Annotated in this window: 17 protein-coding genes; 8 read left to right on the top strand and 9 right to left on the bottom strand. The window is 31.1% G+C overall.

The annotated features are described in order from the left end of the window. Nucleotides 1–8: 8 nt before the first annotated feature. From EW14_RS10080 to EW14_RS06115, 3 genes are all read right to left on the bottom strand, one after another. Nucleotides 9–149 (bottom strand): hypothetical protein, encoded by a 141-nt coding sequence (locus EW14_RS10080; RefSeq protein WP_156095669.1) that lies wholly within the window; start codon nucleotides 147–149, stop codon nucleotides 9–11. A 151-nt stretch (nucleotides 150–300) separates the two neighbouring features. Further along, nucleotides 301–549: a hypothetical protein gene (locus EW14_RS06120; RefSeq protein ID WP_042850623.1), complete on the bottom strand. Its 249-nt coding sequence runs from the start codon at nucleotides 547–549 to the stop codon at nucleotides 301–303. 387 nt (nucleotides 550–936) lie between these two features. Beyond that, entirely contained in the window at nucleotides 937–1,203 is a 267-nt protein-coding gene (locus EW14_RS06115; RefSeq protein WP_225866623.1) for a hypothetical protein, read from the bottom strand. Nucleotides 1,204–1,922: 719 nt separating this feature from the next. Here EW14_RS06115 and pstS point away from each other — a divergent pair. Continuing rightward, the gene (gene pstS, locus EW14_RS06110) at nucleotides 1,923–2,894 is read left to right on the top strand and encodes a phosphate ABC transporter substrate-binding protein PstS (RefSeq protein WP_042850622.1); all 972 of its coding nucleotides are present in this window, start codon (nucleotides 1,923–1,925) and stop codon (nucleotides 2,892–2,894) included. Here pstS and arsJ read toward each other — a convergent pair. Further along, entirely contained in the window at nucleotides 2,862–4,118 is a 1,257-nt protein-coding gene (gene arsJ, locus EW14_RS06105; protein ID WP_042850621.1) for an organoarsenical effux MFS transporter ArsJ, read from the bottom strand. The genes pstS and arsJ overlap by 33 nt on opposite strands. A gap of 5 nt (nucleotides 4,119–4,123) precedes the next feature. Then, a complete protein-coding gene (locus tag EW14_RS06100) occupies nucleotides 4,124–5,152 on the bottom strand; it encodes an ArsJ-associated glyceraldehyde-3-phosphate dehydrogenase (RefSeq protein WP_042850620.1) in 1,029 nt (342 codons plus the stop codon). 114 nt (nucleotides 5,153–5,266) lie between these two features. Between EW14_RS06100 and EW14_RS06095 the strand changes: the two genes are divergently transcribed. The 4 genes from EW14_RS06095 (at nucleotide 5,267) to EW14_RS06080 (ending at nucleotide 9,751) form a co-directional block, all read left to right on the top strand. Beyond that, nucleotides 5,267–5,584 carry a helix-turn-helix transcriptional regulator gene (locus tag EW14_RS06095; protein WP_042850619.1) on the top strand — a complete coding sequence of 106 codons (318 nt, stop codon included), beginning with the start codon at nucleotides 5,267–5,269 and terminating at the stop codon, nucleotides 5,582–5,584. 477 nt (nucleotides 5,585–6,061) lie between these two features. Next, the gene (locus EW14_RS06090; protein WP_052044737.1) at nucleotides 6,062–7,336 is read left to right on the top strand and encodes a hypothetical protein; all 1,275 of its coding nucleotides are present in this window, start codon (nucleotides 6,062–6,064) and stop codon (nucleotides 7,334–7,336) included. Between the two features lie 152 nt (nucleotides 7,337–7,488). Further along, entirely contained in the window at nucleotides 7,489–9,012 is a 1,524-nt protein-coding gene (locus EW14_RS06085; protein WP_042850618.1) for a ferredoxin--nitrite reductase, read from the top strand. A 10-nt stretch (nucleotides 9,013–9,022) separates the two neighbouring features. Beyond that, the gene (locus EW14_RS06080; RefSeq protein WP_042850617.1) at nucleotides 9,023–9,751 is read left to right on the top strand and encodes a hypothetical protein; all 729 of its coding nucleotides are present in this window, start codon (nucleotides 9,023–9,025) and stop codon (nucleotides 9,749–9,751) included. 9 nt (nucleotides 9,752–9,760) lie between these two features. Here EW14_RS06080 and moaB read toward each other — a convergent pair whose 3' ends face one another. Next, nucleotides 9,761–10,240, bottom strand: a complete 480-nt coding sequence (moaB, locus tag EW14_RS06075; protein WP_255347388.1) for a molybdenum cofactor biosynthesis protein B — start codon at nucleotides 10,238–10,240, stop codon at nucleotides 9,761–9,763. Nucleotides 10,241–10,290: 50 nt separating this feature from the next. Here moaB and EW14_RS06070 point away from each other — a divergent pair, with 50 nt between their 5' ends. Continuing rightward, nucleotides 10,291–10,542 (top strand): MoaD/ThiS family protein, encoded by a 252-nt coding sequence (locus EW14_RS06070; RefSeq protein WP_042850615.1) that lies wholly within the window; start codon nucleotides 10,291–10,293, stop codon nucleotides 10,540–10,542. After that, nucleotides 10,535–10,987, top strand: a complete 453-nt coding sequence (locus EW14_RS06065) for a molybdenum cofactor biosynthesis protein MoaE (protein WP_052044736.1) — start codon at nucleotides 10,535–10,537, stop codon at nucleotides 10,985–10,987. Before EW14_RS06070 ends, EW14_RS06065 begins: the two co-directional genes overlap by 8 nt. Here EW14_RS06065 and EW14_RS06060 read toward each other — a convergent pair. Continuing rightward, the gene (locus EW14_RS06060; protein WP_042850614.1) at nucleotides 10,982–12,244 is read right to left on the bottom strand and encodes a molybdopterin molybdotransferase MoeA; all 1,263 of its coding nucleotides are present in this window, start codon (nucleotides 12,242–12,244) and stop codon (nucleotides 10,982–10,984) included. The genes EW14_RS06065 and EW14_RS06060 overlap by 6 nt on opposite strands. 12 nt (nucleotides 12,245–12,256) lie before the next feature. Continuing rightward, the gene (gene moaC / locus EW14_RS06055; RefSeq protein ID WP_197049552.1) at nucleotides 12,257–12,736 is read right to left on the bottom strand and encodes a cyclic pyranopterin monophosphate synthase MoaC; all 480 of its coding nucleotides are present in this window, start codon (nucleotides 12,734–12,736) and stop codon (nucleotides 12,257–12,259) included. 107 nt (nucleotides 12,737–12,843) lie between these two features. Here moaC and EW14_RS06050 point away from each other — a divergent pair, with 107 nt between their 5' ends. After that, the gene (locus EW14_RS06050) at nucleotides 12,844–13,305 is read left to right on the top strand and encodes a nitrate reductase associated protein (protein WP_042850611.1); all 462 of its coding nucleotides are present in this window, start codon (nucleotides 12,844–12,846) and stop codon (nucleotides 13,303–13,305) included. 9 nt (nucleotides 13,306–13,314) lie between these two features. Here the strand turns inward: EW14_RS06050 and EW14_RS06045 are convergent, their stop codons facing one another. Next, nucleotides 13,315–15,426: a molybdopterin oxidoreductase family protein gene (locus EW14_RS06045; RefSeq protein ID WP_052044735.1), complete on the bottom strand. Its 2,112-nt coding sequence runs from the start codon at nucleotides 15,424–15,426 to the stop codon at nucleotides 13,315–13,317. Nucleotides 15,427–15,457: the final 31 nt, after the last annotated feature.

The raw sequence follows: 15,457 nt of genomic DNA, 5'->3' as shown, positions 1-15,457 counted from the left end.
TATGAAATTTAATTTAGATTATTTTCAAATTCAGGTCTAATTTTAATAAGTTTTGAAATTTCTAATTGAAGCTCTTCTTCAGAATTAAAACCTAAATCATCGTAGGACTCTAAGCCTAATGAGGTATCTTCTTTAAAAGTTATTTCCATTTTTTGTAAATTAATAACTTAATAATAGATTTTTATTATTTAAAACAAATTATTAGTTTTTGATTCAACACCTATAAATCATTTCTTATTCTTATTTGATTTTGTAAAACCAAAGTTAAATACCGCTAAAATTTAGTTTTAAAAATCAGAACTAGCTAATTCGCAACTTATATCCAAAATTCATCAAATGGTTATACGTCGATTTTATTTGTATGGCGTTGAGAGAAAGACGTTTCTCAGCATTCTTTTGTAAATAAAAAAACCCTTTGTTATCTATATTTTTCTCAATAGACACATATTCTTTTCCTTTCTCTAGAATCCAAGGCTCTAATTGGAAATTATCATCTCCTATTTGATAATCCCAAGGATAAATACCATTAGTTTGATTTTTTAGTGACATATTGAATACCGTAACTTAAGTAAAGCTATCCTAATACTTTGTGATGGAATTTTTGTGTATCTACTGAGACTGTTATTATGTTACTTTTTGAATCCTTCACATATTTGTTATGACAGGCAAAAAAAAAAGACCCTTGCGAGCCTGGATGATGGGGATTTCTATCATGACAAATTAAAAAGGAACAAACAACCCCATCGATAGGTAATTTTTGTTACTTACAAACACTATATGTAGTTCTAGTATCTTTAAAAGGTTGGGTGATGGGGATTATCACGCTTTTTTATTGAGGGCGAATCTAACGCCCTTTTTTTGTTTATAAAATTTACTTCTAAAACCTTAAGCTTTATTCTTAATTTGATTTTTTGTGTTTTGGTCTTCGTTATTTAGTTACTGCTGTTGTTGGTGCTCTCGACGTTTCATGATTTTGTATTCCTCATGCAGAGAACCTAAATGCCAAGCATCTCTGAATCCTTTTGCACCTTGCATTAGAAGTCTTACATCTGAAGTTGAATGTGACTTCATCTCCAAGAACTCTTTCTGCCAAGAGGTATCATCCAATTTAGTAATCAAATTTTTTTCCTTTTTTTTATCATCCCAAAGCACACCTAGTTTGTCCATATAAGACAAAGTTAAATCTTTTATTGACTTTCCCATTGCTTCGTCATCCTTTTCAATTTCTCCACAATTATTTTCTATAGTCTTCTTAGGTAAAGAGTAAATTTTTCATGGAATATTTTCAGGGGCTTTGGAATAATCAACCAAATACAGTTATTGGTTTAGGTGTAGCAATATTAGTATTGTTGGGAATTTATATTGCATTACTCAATACTTATAAGTAAGAAATTAAGCACCTTTTCAAAATCTTCGAAGATACTAGCGCTCCTTCTAGCGCTCCTTTCTCATTTGAGATTACTAACAAATATCCAAGAACTACTGCTATAACTGATCGGGGCGACAGGATTCGAACCTGCGACCTAGTGCTCCCAAAGCACCCGCCCTCCAATTTGAGACAGTGGGTTAAATAAACAAGTCAGGCTATAGCTTGTTAGTTGCTATATCTACAAAATTACGAGTCTTAAAAATAGGCCAAAGTTATACAAAATTATCCTTAGGTATACAATTAATCGCTAAATAATCGCTAACCAAAGACCTAGTGCTTTAGGAGCTGTAAAATATCATTGATTGACAGTCGATCCAATATAGAGGGATAAAACCCTCTTTTTTATGCAAGTAATAAGCGTTTAAAAAGAGCGAACAGGTCGTATATATCAATAATTATTGATTATATCAAAATATTTTGATGTATTTCTTAATGTTTGTATTTCGCTTTTTGTTTGATGCTATAAATAAATTGTTTTCAATCTAATTGGCTAATGAGTATTTTCAAAAAAACTCTCATTTTATCTTCTGCAATTTCATTAATACTTTCTCCATCTGCGATGGCTTCAAAAAGATTGAGTGGAGCTGGTGCATCATTTCCTTCGAAAATTTATACCAGGTGGTTTTTTGACTTAGCTAAATCTGGAGGCCCTAGAGTTAATTATCAAGCAGTAGGTTCTGGATCTGGAAGAAAAGCTTTCATAGACGAAACTGTTAATTTTGGAGCCTCTGACGATCCAATGAAAGTTTCTGATATAGAGAAAGTTAAAAGAGGACTTGTTCAAATACCGATGGTGGGTGGAACAATTGCGTTTGGATATAACTATGATTGCGACTTGAAACTAACACAAGAACAAGCTGTTCAAGTAGCAATGGGAATGATTAAAAATTGGAAGGAATTAGGATGTAAGTCAGGTAAATTAACTTGGGCCCATCGTTCTGATGGCTCAGGCACGACTAAAGCTTTTACAAATTCTATGGAGGCTTTCTCTAAGACCTGGAATTTAGGTACTGGTAAATCTGTTAAATGGCCTTCGGGAGTTGGCGCAAAAGGAAATTCTGGTGTTGCAGGTGTTATTCAAAATACTCCAGGTGCAATTGGTTATGTAAACCAGTCATACATTAAAGGTAAGGTTAAGGCTGCTGCACTTCAAAATCTTTCTGGTGAATTTGTTACTCCAAATACTGAATCAGGCGCGATAGCTTTAAATGGAATAACTCTTGATAAGAACTTGGCTGGTAAAAATCCAAACCCCACTGCTAAAGGAGCTTATCCAATAGCAACCTTAACTTGGATACTTGCTTATGAAACAGGTAATGGAAGGAATACTAAGGCAATTCAAGATACATTCTATAAATTGCTCAGCGATGAATACCAAGATAAAGCTCCTGCCTTGGGTTTCGTTCCCTTAAAAGGTGAAATTTTAAAAAAATCAATTGAAGCTGTTGGAAGAATAGGAAGGTAATTTAGAACTAGTAAGCCAAGCAATAAAAATCAAAATTGATGAAGTATATAAACAATACTGCATACCAATAGTGGCATTTTTACCGAGCATAAATAATAAGCCCGATAGTAGGGTTCCAAATAATCTTCCTGCTGCATTAGCCATATAGTAATAACCAACATTTAAACTTACTTTCTCATTATCTGAATAAGCCAAAATCAAGTAGGAATGAGTAGATGAATTCATTGCAAAAATAAAGCCGAATATTATTAATCCAATAACAATTACAGGACCTAATGATTTATCACCGTTTAATGCTCCTGCAATAAATAAAGGTATAACCGTCAAGATAAGTCCCCAAAATTGAACGGTAGTTTTTGTTGGGCTATTATTTTTCCCCCATACTTTTCTAAGTAATGGAGCTAATACTTGAAAGAAACCATAGATTATTATCCATCCACCCAAGAACAGCCCTATTTTTAAATAATCCCATCCAAAAGAAATGTCTAAAAATACTGGAAGAGCTACTACAAACCAGACATCTCTTGCTCCAAATAAAAAAAACCTTGCACTTGAAAGAATATTAATACCTTTAGACTTTGAATAAAGGTCTTTAAAAATTGGCTTTCTTTTCATTTTCCCTGAATCTTTAGGAAGACATAAAGTTAAAAAGAATGCGAAGCATAGACCTAAACCCATTATTCCAACTGCATTATTAAAGCCCAATAGCTTGTATAAGAGACCCCCTAGGAAGAAACCAACACCCTTAAGTGCATTTTTAGATCCTGTTAAAATTGAAACCCACTTAAATAATTGTTTTTGACTATTTTGATTATTCTCTTCTGAATCTGGAACTATTGATTTAACTGCACTTTTTGCACTCATTTTATTTAAATCTTTTGCTACCCCACTAAGTGCTTGGGCTAACATAACGTATGAGACGCTAAAGATTATTGACCAATTCTCTTTGACTGGAATCAGCATGAAAAGAGCAAGAATTTGCAGAATCGTTCCTATCCATAAAGTAAGTCTCAAGCCATATCTTGCCCCTATCCATCCTCCAAAAAGATTTGTAATTATTCCAAAAAATTCATAGAAAAGAAAAAGTAAAGCTATTTGCAGAGTTGAATAACCAAGTTCATGAAAATGACCAACAACTAGTATTCTCAATGCACCGTCAGTAAGCGTAAATGCCCAATAGTTTGCGGTAACGACACTATATTGTTGAAGGCTAGATAACTTCATAAAAACTAAAATTTATTTTCTTTCTCAATTACATAAGAAGTAAGATCTGCAAGCCTGCAACTATAACCCCACTCATTGTCATACCAGGCATAAATCTTTAATAAATTAGAATTTACAACCATGGTTGAAAGTCCATCAATTATTGAACTTCTACAGTCATTTAAGTAATCAGCGGATACTAAGGGTCTCTCCTCGTATCCAAGAATACCTTTTAAGTATGTTTCAGATGCTTTTTTAAATTCATTATTTACTTGCTCTTCAGTTACTTCCTTATTTAATTCAAAAACTATATCGGTTAATGAGGCGTTTAGAAGTGGAACCCTTACTGCATGACCATTTAGTTTTCCTTCTAATTCAGGGAAAATTTCAGCAATCGCATTAGCTGATCCAGTTGTAGTAGGTATTAAGCTTTGCATGCATCCTCTTGCTCTTCTTAAGTCACTTTTGTAAAAATCTACTGGAGATTGTGTATTTGTAACGTCATGAATAGTTGTTATAACCCCATGTTTAATTGAGAAATTTTCATTAACAACTTTTACGATGGGAGCCAAGCAATTTGTAGTACAGGATGCTGCTGTAATTAATTTATGTTTTTCAGGTTTATAAAGGGCTTGATTAATTCCATAAACAATATTAAGTGCTTGTTCCCCTCCCACAATTCCTTTCACAGGACAAGCAACTATTACTTTTTTTATTCCAAGAGAATCAAAGTATGGATTTAATTCTTTAGGAGCTTTGTTTTTACCCGTACATTCCAAAACAAGATCAACCGAAGATTTATTCCATGGAACATCAAGATAGTTCTTTATTGATGTAAAGGAAATTTTTTTATCTTCAATTATTATTTCGTTGTCATTCGAAGCTATTTTTTTATTCCATTTACCATGAACAGAATCAAACTCTAGTAAATGAGATGCAGTTAAAGAATCCCCATTAATTTCATTTATATGAGTTATTTCAATATCTTTTCTTTCCCATAAAATTCTTAAAACTAACCTACCAATTCTTCCAAATCCGTTAATTCCAATTTTCATAGATATTTCAAAACCTAATATAATATATCAAAAATAATTGATATATCAATAATTCTTGATATGTGTAATTAAATTTTTTAGGTTAGTATTTAAAAAGTTAATGATCTTTTGATTTTGTTAGAACAACTTAAAAAGATTGATAGTGATCAATTTATTGGGATAATGGAGTCCCTCTCAGATCCGATTAGAATAAATATTCTTGAATTAATGATGGGTGGAGAGATATGTGTTTGCGACATAGTTAAAGTAACTGGATTATCTCAATCTAAAATTTCCTATCATATAAAAATCCTTAAGGATTCAGGTCTTATCTCTGATAGACAAGAAGGTAGATGGGTTTACTATAAATTAGATTTGGAAGTATTATCAGATATTAAAAATTGGATGGGTAATTTAATTCAGTCATCATCAAGTAAAAGGTCTTGTGAATAAATGGTTTTTAACCTATTTAGGTTTTTTACTCATTACATATAAATAATTTTTAAATTGAAAATTAATTCTCAGGGTTGGAGTTTAATTTTCAGTATTGGTACTTTATTGATTATTTTATTTATTTAAAGGTTTAATAAACCTAGTGATGGTTAGCGATTAACTGGACAAAGTTATACAAGGCTATACAAATAATCGCTATTTAATCGCTATTTGTGTTTTTAAGACAAATGAGAAATAAAAAAGCGAGTTGGGAGACTCGCTAGTATGACTTGGTTTTTAAATGGTCGGGGCGACAGGATTCGAACCTGCGACCTAGTGCTCCCAAAGCACTAACACGCAATTAGTGAGACTCTGTTATCTCAGCTATAACTTCAATCATGTACTGCATAAGACTGCACGAGACTGCACACTTTTGCCTAAGTAAGGTTATATTTCTACGGATTTGCGTAGAATAAAAGAGGAGCACTCGGACGCTTTGTGGTAGAAACTAACTCTTGGATAAAAGTATTTAGAAGAGCAATTAAAGTCTCTGTTGGAACTGGATGGACTGTTCAACCTGATAGAGGAAATATTCGTGTTTTATATGGGAAAAAAGCATCAGGATTTTTATCAATAAACCTTCCATACAAATGGCAAGAAGATCAATGGGTTGAGGCTCTTAAGCTCATACAAAATGCTGCTGATACTTATGAAAACTATAAATCCAATATTTCTTTAAAAGCTGCTTTTGATATTTCACAGAAATCATCATCTAAATTCGAGCTGAACTGGGATACGGCTCTCGAAAATTACAGAAACTCTAATAAACATACCATCCAAGAAAATACATGGAAAAGGAAGCACCTTCCTGTAATTACAGCAATTCTCTTTTACGTAAAGAGATCAAAAGCAAGACCTCAAAATGGGAAAAGATTATGGGATAAAGTCAGTAATGAATATCAACATGGTAAAAATTTAGAAAAAAGAGGTTGGGCTAAAGGCACAACCATGCGAAGACATATGAGATTAGCTTTTAATAGATTCTTAAATTGGTGCGTAGAAAGAGAAGATTTTCCATCATATTGGAGACCACCAGTTTTTAATAAAGCTGAAGAAGAAGTAACTACAGAAAAGAGAGTAGGTTATCCATTAACAGATTCCCAAATTGGAAGATTGGTTGATGCGTTTGCAGATAATGAGCATGCAGCAAAATGGCAATTTGCAACTCAGCTTTGTGCCGTATATGGATTGAGGCCTGAGGAACTTAGATATTTAGTTCTAAAAAATAATAAAACAGAACTTTGGACTACTTATAAGAAATCGAATTCAAAGATAAATGGAAGAAGATTATTTCCTTTATTTGTTTTGGATATAGATGGAAATCCTTTTGAATGGTGCCTTACTTTGCAGCAAAGGTTTGCTGCTGGAGAACTTCTTCCTCAAATATCCAAAGGACAAGGCGCAGATAGGTTAGGCAAACAGTTAAGAGATAGAAGTCCTAAGAATGTTTGGTTGTCAATTTGCAAGGAAGCTGAAGTTGAGGGGCAAGAATGCACACCTTATTCTTTCCGGCATAGATACGCCTATGTTGCTCATAATAGGATCAATAAAAATGGCACTTATAGATCACCAAAACAAATAGCAGATGCAATGGGACATGATCTTGAAACTCATTTAAAAAGTTATTCAAGATTTAATACAAAAGATTTAGAGAACGCTTTTGATTCTGTTATCAGGAAATCAGAAAACAAGGTGGGAAAAGTTAAAAATTAATTCTAGAACATTACAATTATTAGAGTAAATGAACTAAATTGTTTATGAAAGAAATAGATTTTTAAAAATAAAAAATATTTATAGAAATTCGTATAATAGGATACATTTTATCCCCCCAAATCTAGGGAAAATAATCTGATTAAAAAATAAATATGCAATATTATTTAAATGATAAAAAATTAAATAAGATTGAAAAGCAAAAGGCGGAAAAAGATGGTCTGAAAATTTTTGAAGAATTAGATGATTATGCTCTTAAAGGGTGGGAAGAGATGGATGAAGTAGATTTGCAAATGCGCTTAAAGTGGTATGGCCTTTTTTGGAGACCAAAAACTCCTGGAAGATTTATGATGAGGCTTAGAGTTCCCAATGGAATTTTAAACTCTAATCAGTTGAGAGTAATCGCTTCAATAGTTGCTAGATACGGAGAAGACGGTTCTGCAGATATAACAACTAGGCAAAATATTCAATTAAGGGGAGTTTTGATAAATGATCTACCAGATATTATTAAAAGACTTAGAGAGGTTGATATTACATCCGTTCAGTCTGGAATGGATAATCCAAGAAATGTAACTGGCAATCCACTAGCGGGAATTGATCCTGAAGAAATTATTGATACAAGAAAATATACTTCTGAATTAGAAGATTACTTAACAAATTCTGGTAATGGCAACCCCGAATTCTCCAATTTACCCAGGAAGTGGAATACTGCAGTTGCCGGAGCAAAAGATAATTTTCTTCTACATAATGATCTTATCTTTCATCCTGTTTTTAAAAATGGAATATTAGGCTTTGGTGTCTGGGTAGGAGGAATTTTATCAGCAACTTTAAATGCTTATGCTATACCTCTAGATGTCTGGGTAGAAGAAAAAGATATATGTAAAATAACTGGAATTATTACTTCCCTTTGGCGAGATAATGGAGATAGATTTCTCAGAAATAAAGGAAGATTCAGATATTATTTAAACTCTATAGGTATTGAAAAATTTAGAAAACTTGTAGAAGAAAAATTTGGAACTTTGTCGAACGATCCAGGCTCAATTTTCAACGAAAAACAAAGAAGTTTATTTGGGATTAATAAACAAAAACAAAACAATCTTTACTTTGCTGGATTACATATTCCTGTAGGAAGATTATGTGTAGAAGATATACAAGAAATTGCAAGATTAAGTGAAAAATATGGACAAAGTGAAGTAAGACTAACCGAAGATCAAAATCTAATTATTGTTGGCCTGAAAGATAACATTTTAGAAGAATTTGCTAATGAAGAAATTATTAAAAAATTCAAATTAAATCCATCCCATTTTTCAGCGAGTACTGTTTCATGCACAGGGAGTAGTTATTGTAGTTTTGCTCTTGCAAATACCAAAGATATAGCAAGAAATATTTCTGAAAAATTAGATCGAGAACTTGAATTATCAGAGGAGGTTAAAATCCATTGGACAGGATGTCCAAATAATTGTGGACAAGCTCATATGGGTGGTATTGGCATGACCGGCACAAAGGTAAAAAAAGAGGGAGGTGGAACTGAGGATGGATATAATGTCAGTATTGGAGGAAGACAAGATCACCTGCAAACTTTAGGTGAAACCGAATTTAAAAAAGTTAGTAAACATGAAATTTATAATTTAATCAAAGAAATTTTAATCAACAAATTTAATGCAAAGTTAAAAACCTAAAAATATATTAATGAGCAAAAGTGAATCTGAAATATTAGAAGTTTTAAATGGATTAGGTTCAAAAAAATTAGATCTTGATATTCTATTTTCCTACTATTCATTGGAATTATCTTTTGAGATTCGTAAAGTTATTGCGGAAAAGATAGGTATGCAAGAAAAGAAAGGATATTTTTTACTTGAAAAGATGATAAAAAAATTTGGCCTTAAAGTTGAATTAATTGAGGCCCTTAAATTAACAAATAAAAAAAATGCAAAAGATCTTTTACTAAAAAATCTTTATCAAAATAATAAGTTAAATATTCATATAATTAATGCTTTAGAGCCCTGGGGAGGAGAAATTGAACTTCAATTAATTAGAGAAATATTCGATATTTGCGAAACAGATTTTTGGATTGCAGGTCTTAATATTCTTCATTTCAAAGCTCATCAATTAACTGATGAAAAATTATTATCTTTTATTGATCAAATAAAAATTTACGATAATTTCAAAATCAACTACAAGATAATCTCAATCTTAAAAAGAAGAGAAAGCGAAATAGTTTGTAAATTGCTCTATAAATATTCTCTAAATAAAGAATTAGAAATCGCTAAATATGCAATTTTTTCTTTAGGGAGTATTTGGAATGATAATAGTTTTGAAAAATTATCAAAATTAGAAAATGAAATAAAAGATCCTTCTCTACTTAAATGCATAAAAAATCAAAAATTGATCTCAAATCAATTTCTAATAAATAAATAAACTAGAGAATTATTTTTTTAACTTATCAATGAGATTTATTAAATTACAAGGTTTTGTATTTTCATTAAGTTGATAAGAAATTATATCTTGCCAACCTGTCATCACAGCATCCTTAGATCCAGGTAAAACGAATAAAAACTTATCATTTGCAGATCCTGCAATACACCTACTTTGTAAAGTACTAGTTCCTATCTTTTTAAATGATAAAAATCTAAAAGTTTCCCCAAAACCATCAATCTCTTTATCTAATAAAGGTCTAATAGCTTCAGGAGTAACGTCCCTAGCTGTAATTCCTGTACCACCTGTTGTGATAATTACATCAATATTTGGATCTGAGATCCAATCGCTTATATATTTTCTAATTAAATAAATATCATCTTTGCAAATTTTCTTATCAACGATATTGTGTCCTGATTTCTCAGCCTCTTGAAGTAGATAATTTCCACTCTCATCATTTTTTGTGTTACGAGTATCAGAAACAGTAAGCAAAGCTATAGAAACCACTTAAAATTAAACCATTAGTTACTAGATCACTATAGATGGAAAGTGAAAAATCTAACAAAATTAAGGTGGTTTTATTATCTAGTATCGCTGAAGATCTAGGTTGGAATGAAAAATTTCTTACAATTGAAGGCTCTCAAATGAAGGTTTTTTCTGTATGGAAGTTAATTAATTCTAAATTACCTCAAGATAATATTATCGTTTCTATTAATCAAGAAATTACAGATATGGATGCGAAGATTAATCCAAATGATGAGGTGGCATTTATGCCAATGTTTACCGGTGGATAATTTAAGAATAAAATTTAGAATCCTAGAAGAAACTTTTAATCCTTATAAAGAATTCGAACTTTGGGAGAAGGTCAATAAAAATTCAGCAAACTCACTTTTTATTGGAAGAGTAAGGCCTTTTGATCAATTTGGAAATGATTTAAAGAAACTAGAAATTGTTCATTATAAAGGAATGACCGAAAATTATATTAAAAGATATTTAATGAAAATTTCAGAAAAACAGGACGATTTATGTATTTTTCTCTTACACAGAATAGGTTTCATTTACCCTAACGAACCTATTATTTTAATAGCAGTAAGTGCAAATCATAGAGGCATTGCAAATAAATATCTCCAAGAAATACTTGAATTTACAAAATACAAAGTTCCTTTTTGGAAAAAAGAATGGACTTTAAAAGGATCCTCATGGGTAAAAAAGAATACTGAATTAGGATTTAAATTATAAAAAATTATTTTTTAAAAGTTGTGCCCATAATAAATTTCCTTTTTGACAAAAATCAATTTCAGAAGGTATTTCTATTAATAAATCCGAATTAGATATTGAACTAATCTTTGATGAGGATTGTTCTTCAGAAATATCTGCAATCAATTCACCTTCTTCATTAACAATAAGTTTTCCTCTAAGTAATTCTGGTCTCCCTTTTCTTCTTTTCAAATCAGAATTCAGCTTAACCTTAATCCTAAGAGGGAATTCAATATTAGTAATGCCTTCAAGTTTCTGAAGCGCGGGCCACACAAGTTGGATAAACGTAATAGCTGCCGAAACGGGATTCCCCGGTAATCCAAAATAAGGAATTTTTTTATTTATCAATCCAAAAGCAAAGGGTTTTCCTGGCTTTAAAAATAGTTTCCAAAATTTAATTTCTCCTATCTCGTTAATAATATCTTTTAAAAAATCTTTTTTACCAACTGATATCCCACCAACTGAAATAACCACATCGTTAAATTCAGAAATATTTCTAAGAGAATTTTTAATATTTTGATAATTATCTTTTTCTATATGAATTTCATTAATTTCAAATCCAAGATTTTTTGAGATTGATTTTATCAAAATGCTATTACTTTCCCATATTTCTCCTTTCTTTCTTGCAGTCCCTGATTTGATAAGTTCATCTCCAGTAATTAGTAAACCTAATTTAGAAATTTTGCTCACTTTTATAGTTTTTATCCCACAACTTGCTAATTTGCTTAAAATCCCAGGTGTAATCTTTACCCCTTTCTTGATTAATATTTCACCTTTAAATACTTGATCATTTTTTTCTCTAATCCAAGAGTTATTAAATGATTTTTCTTTTTTAAGAATATACTCATTTCCGTTTAAAAGTTCTAAAGAAACTTGTTCTTGAGGTATCACATAAAAACAATTATCTGGCACAAATGAACCTGTACTAATCGTTACAGCTTCACCTTTTTTAAGAAGTTCATTAAATGGCTTCCCGGGAAAAGACTCTCCGACAATTTTCCATTTATTCCCTTTAGTTGATTCTCCTAGCGCATATCCATCCATAACTGATGATCTATAACCTGGTATATCTTCCTCAGATAAGATTTCCTCCATAGAAACTTTTCCAAGTGCTTCGTCTAAATTGATCTCTTCCTTATGTAAAATTTCATTATTCACTATTAAAGTATCTATCTCTTCCAAGATTTTTTTAATAGCGTCATTTAAATAAAGACCCTGATTATTTATATCAATTCCCATTATTGTGAGTACTTAACTTCTTTTTAATATTCCATTCTTACCACCTTTTTTTTCTAAAAGGCGAATATTATCAATAGTCATAAAAGGATCTAAAGCTTTAAGCATGTCATATAGAGTGAGAAGACCAATTGAAACTGATGTAAGAGCCTCCATCTCAACACCTGTTTTCGAATGAGATTTGCAAAAAGCAATAATTTTAATTGCTTTCATTGATTCACAAATTTCAAAATCAATTGTGATTTTATTCAATGATAAATTATGACAGAGAGGAATAAGTTCTGAGGTTTTTTTTGCACCATTTATTGCAGAAAATCTAGCCGCTGCAAAAATATCACCTTTTTTAATTTTTTCATTTTTTATTTTTTCTAATATTTCTTTGTTTAAATTAATATATCCTTCTGCTAAAGCCTCTCTTTTAGTTTCTACTTTATCTGAAATATCAACTATGTTCATTTCTCCCCTTTCATTAATATGAGTTAAAGATTTATCCATTTCCATTAAGCAATTTATTCAATAATACAAAAAATAAAATTTTTAATAAAGCTAATATCAATTTTTTATACTTAGCATTAATTTATTAATAAAATATCAATTTAATTTTGGTTAACAGTCAATCAAATCATTATTTTAATTTCGAGGATGATTTTATTAAAGATTTAAGATGCATTCCTTTATGTGTAAGAAGGAAACTTGATTTAATTGGAATTAAATTAAAACTTACTCATTGGCAAGATTTTAATTTAATTGAAAAAAATAAGATAGTTGATTGGCCAGATTCAAAAAACGATCTTTTTGATTTAAAAATTTTTTTGAAAGAAATTACATCCAATTCAAAATATGGAGAAGCAAAAGAAATAGAAATTTCAATTAATCAACCTTGGCAAAATAAAAATAAAGTTCCTGACCAAGTTCTAAAATCGGCACTAGCAAGGGGAATTAATATTTCTGTTGAAAAATGGAGCAATTTAAACGAACTAGATAGATTTGCTTTTTGCAAATTAGTTAGACCCAGTCATGAACACAACAATTTGGATAGAGCATTTGATGAGATTCTAAAATAAGATTCTTGCCTAGTTTGGAACAATTATTACTGCACATGCTTTTAATTCTGGTTGTTTTGATATCGGGCATGACTTCTCATGCATCAAAGAGTTTACTTCACACATATTTTTTTGACTAAAACCCCAATGCATTGGTAAAAAAACTGTACCTGCTTTAATTTTGTCAGTAATCTGAACTTTTGCTTGAACTTCCCCTCTTTTGGATTTAATTTTTACTATTTCATCATTTTTGATTTTTAAAGATAAAGCATCTTTAGAATTAATTTCCAATAACGGTTCTGGATTCTTTTTTGTAAGTTTTTGAACTTTAGAAGTTCTTGTCATTGTATGCCATTGACTTAGATATCTTCCAATTGTCAAAATTAGTGGGTACTCATCTGAAGGGGGTTCAGCCAACCCTATAGGATCATCAATACAAAAATTTGCTTTGCCAGTCTCAGTTGGGAAATGACCATCTTCATATAATCTTTTTGAAGATTTACTAGGTACGCTGCCTTTAGGATAAGGCCATTGTTGAGGACCATGATTTTTTAATAATTGATATGATAATCCGCTCATATCGCATAATCTTTTTGTAGTCGTTTTTAAAAATTCATCATAAACTTCAGATGAAGATTCATATTCAAATTGTTTGAAATAGCCTATCTTCTGTCCTAATTCAGCAAATATTTGCCAATCTGGTTTTGAATTTTTATTCGATTCTCTGAAAGATGGGCAAAGGGTTACTCTTCTTTCTGAATTTGTCATAACACCATCTTTTTCGCTCCATTGAGCCGCGGGCAATACTAGATGAGCATATTTAATTGATTCACTTTGTTCATAAGATTCGTTGAGGATAATTAAAGGACATTTTGAAAGTGCTTTTTTTACAAAGTTTAAATTAGGCATGCTAACCAAAGGGTTTGTAGCTGCAATCCACCAAATTTTCACAGATCCTTTTTTTATAGCTTCTATTTGTTCAAATGCAGATAGACCCTGTTTTGCAGATATCTTTCCCTCAGGGAACCCCCATATTTTTTCAATTTCATTCCTATCTATTTTATTTTTTACAAACCTATATCCTGGAAGAAGGTGCGATAGTCCACCAGCTTCTCTCCCCCCCATAGCGTTTGGTTGGCCAGTCAAGGAAAAAGGACCAGAACCTTCTTTGCCTATTTGGCCTGTCATTAGATGAAGATTTATTAGCCCATTTACTGCTGCTGTACCCTCTTGCCTTTGATTCAAACCCATCGACCAGAGACTTAAAACATTTTTACTTTCTCCCCATAATTTTGCAATATCAATAATTGTTTTCTCGGATATATTGCAAATTTCACTTATTTTTATTAAATCCCATTTTTGTATATGTTTTACAAAATCAAAATAGCTTTCGGTCGACTTATCAATGAAATTTTGATCAGTTAATTGATTCTTATAAAGATAATTCGCAATCCCAATTAATAAAAAAAGATCTGTTCCAGAAGAAATTTGTAAGTAAAAATCTGCTATGGATGAAGTTTCTGTTTCTCTTGGATCGATTACTATTACTTTTAAATTATCATTTACGTTTCTTTTACGTTTTTTAATTCGATCAAAAAGAACGGGATGACATTCTGCAGTATTTGTCCCTATTAATAAAATTAAAGAGCAATGATCAATATCTTCATAACAACAAGGAGGGCCATCAGAGCCAAAACTTCTGTTATATCCAGCTACTGCTGAGCTCATGCATAGTCTTGAATTAGCATCAAAATTATTTGTGCCTATTGCTCCCTTGAGAAGCTTTTGGGCTACGTAATAATCTTCAGTATGAAATTGACCTGAGCCATACATAGCTATTGAATCAGGTCCATAATTCTTTATAGAACTCAAAATATTCTCTTTCAGAATTTCGTATGATTCGTCCCAGGAAATTTCTTTAAATTCTTTATTTAAATTTTCCCTGTAAAGTGGTACTTTTAATCTCCCATCTTTTAGGGTCTCACAAACTGTTGCTCCTTTTACGCACAATTTACCTTGAGTTGAAGGACTATCCCTATCTCCACTTACTAACCATTTATCATCAGAAACAGAACTTTTAGGCTTCATTTTTAAACCACAGCCAACACCGCAATATGGGCATTGACTTTTAGTAAAATTCATAAAATTTCTTTTATAAATATCTCAATAGTTA

This window comes from Prochlorococcus sp. MIT 0604, from assembly GCF_000757845.1.
GTDB lineage: Bacteria > Cyanobacteriota > Cyanobacteriia > PCC-6307 > Cyanobiaceae > Prochlorococcus_A.
This window is presented reverse-complemented; position numbering and strand designations above follow the sequence as displayed.

Coding starts and splice junctions, on each gene's coding strand:
- EW14_RS06070 (WP_042850615.1), top strand. CDS start 10,291: ATGGAAAGTGAAAAATCTAACAAAATTAAGGTGGTTTTATTATCTAGT.
- EW14_RS06060 (WP_042850614.1), bottom strand. CDS start 12,244: ATGGGAATTGATATAAATAATCAGGGTCTTTATTTAAATGACGCTATT.
- pstS (WP_042850622.1), top strand. CDS start 1,923: ATGAGTATTTTCAAAAAAACTCTCATTTTATCTTCTGCAATTTCATTA.
- EW14_RS06085 (WP_042850618.1), top strand. CDS start 7,489: ATGCAATATTATTTAAATGATAAAAAATTAAATAAGATTGAAAAGCAA.
- EW14_RS06115 (WP_225866623.1), bottom strand. CDS start 1,203: ATGGGAAAGTCAATAAAAGATTTAACTTTGTCTTATATGGACAAACTA.
- arsJ (WP_042850621.1), bottom strand. CDS start 4,118: ATGAAGTTATCTAGCCTTCAACAATATAGTGTCGTTACCGCAAACTAT.
- moaC (WP_197049552.1), bottom strand. CDS start 12,736: ATGGATAAATCTTTAACTCATATTAATGAAAGGGGAGAAATGAACATA.
- EW14_RS06080 (WP_042850617.1), top strand. CDS start 9,023: ATGAGCAAAAGTGAATCTGAAATATTAGAAGTTTTAAATGGATTAGGT.
- EW14_RS06045 (WP_052044735.1), bottom strand. CDS start 15,426: ATGAATTTTACTAAAAGTCAATGCCCATATTGCGGTGTTGGCTGTGGT.
- EW14_RS06100 (WP_042850620.1), bottom strand. CDS start 5,152: ATGAAAATTGGAATTAACGGATTTGGAAGAATTGGTAGGTTAGTTTTA.
- EW14_RS10080 (WP_156095669.1), bottom strand. CDS start 149: ATGGAAATAACTTTTAAAGAAGATACCTCATTAGGCTTAGAGTCCTAC.
- EW14_RS06120 (WP_042850623.1), bottom strand. CDS start 549: ATGTCACTAAAAAATCAAACTAATGGTATTTATCCTTGGGATTATCAA.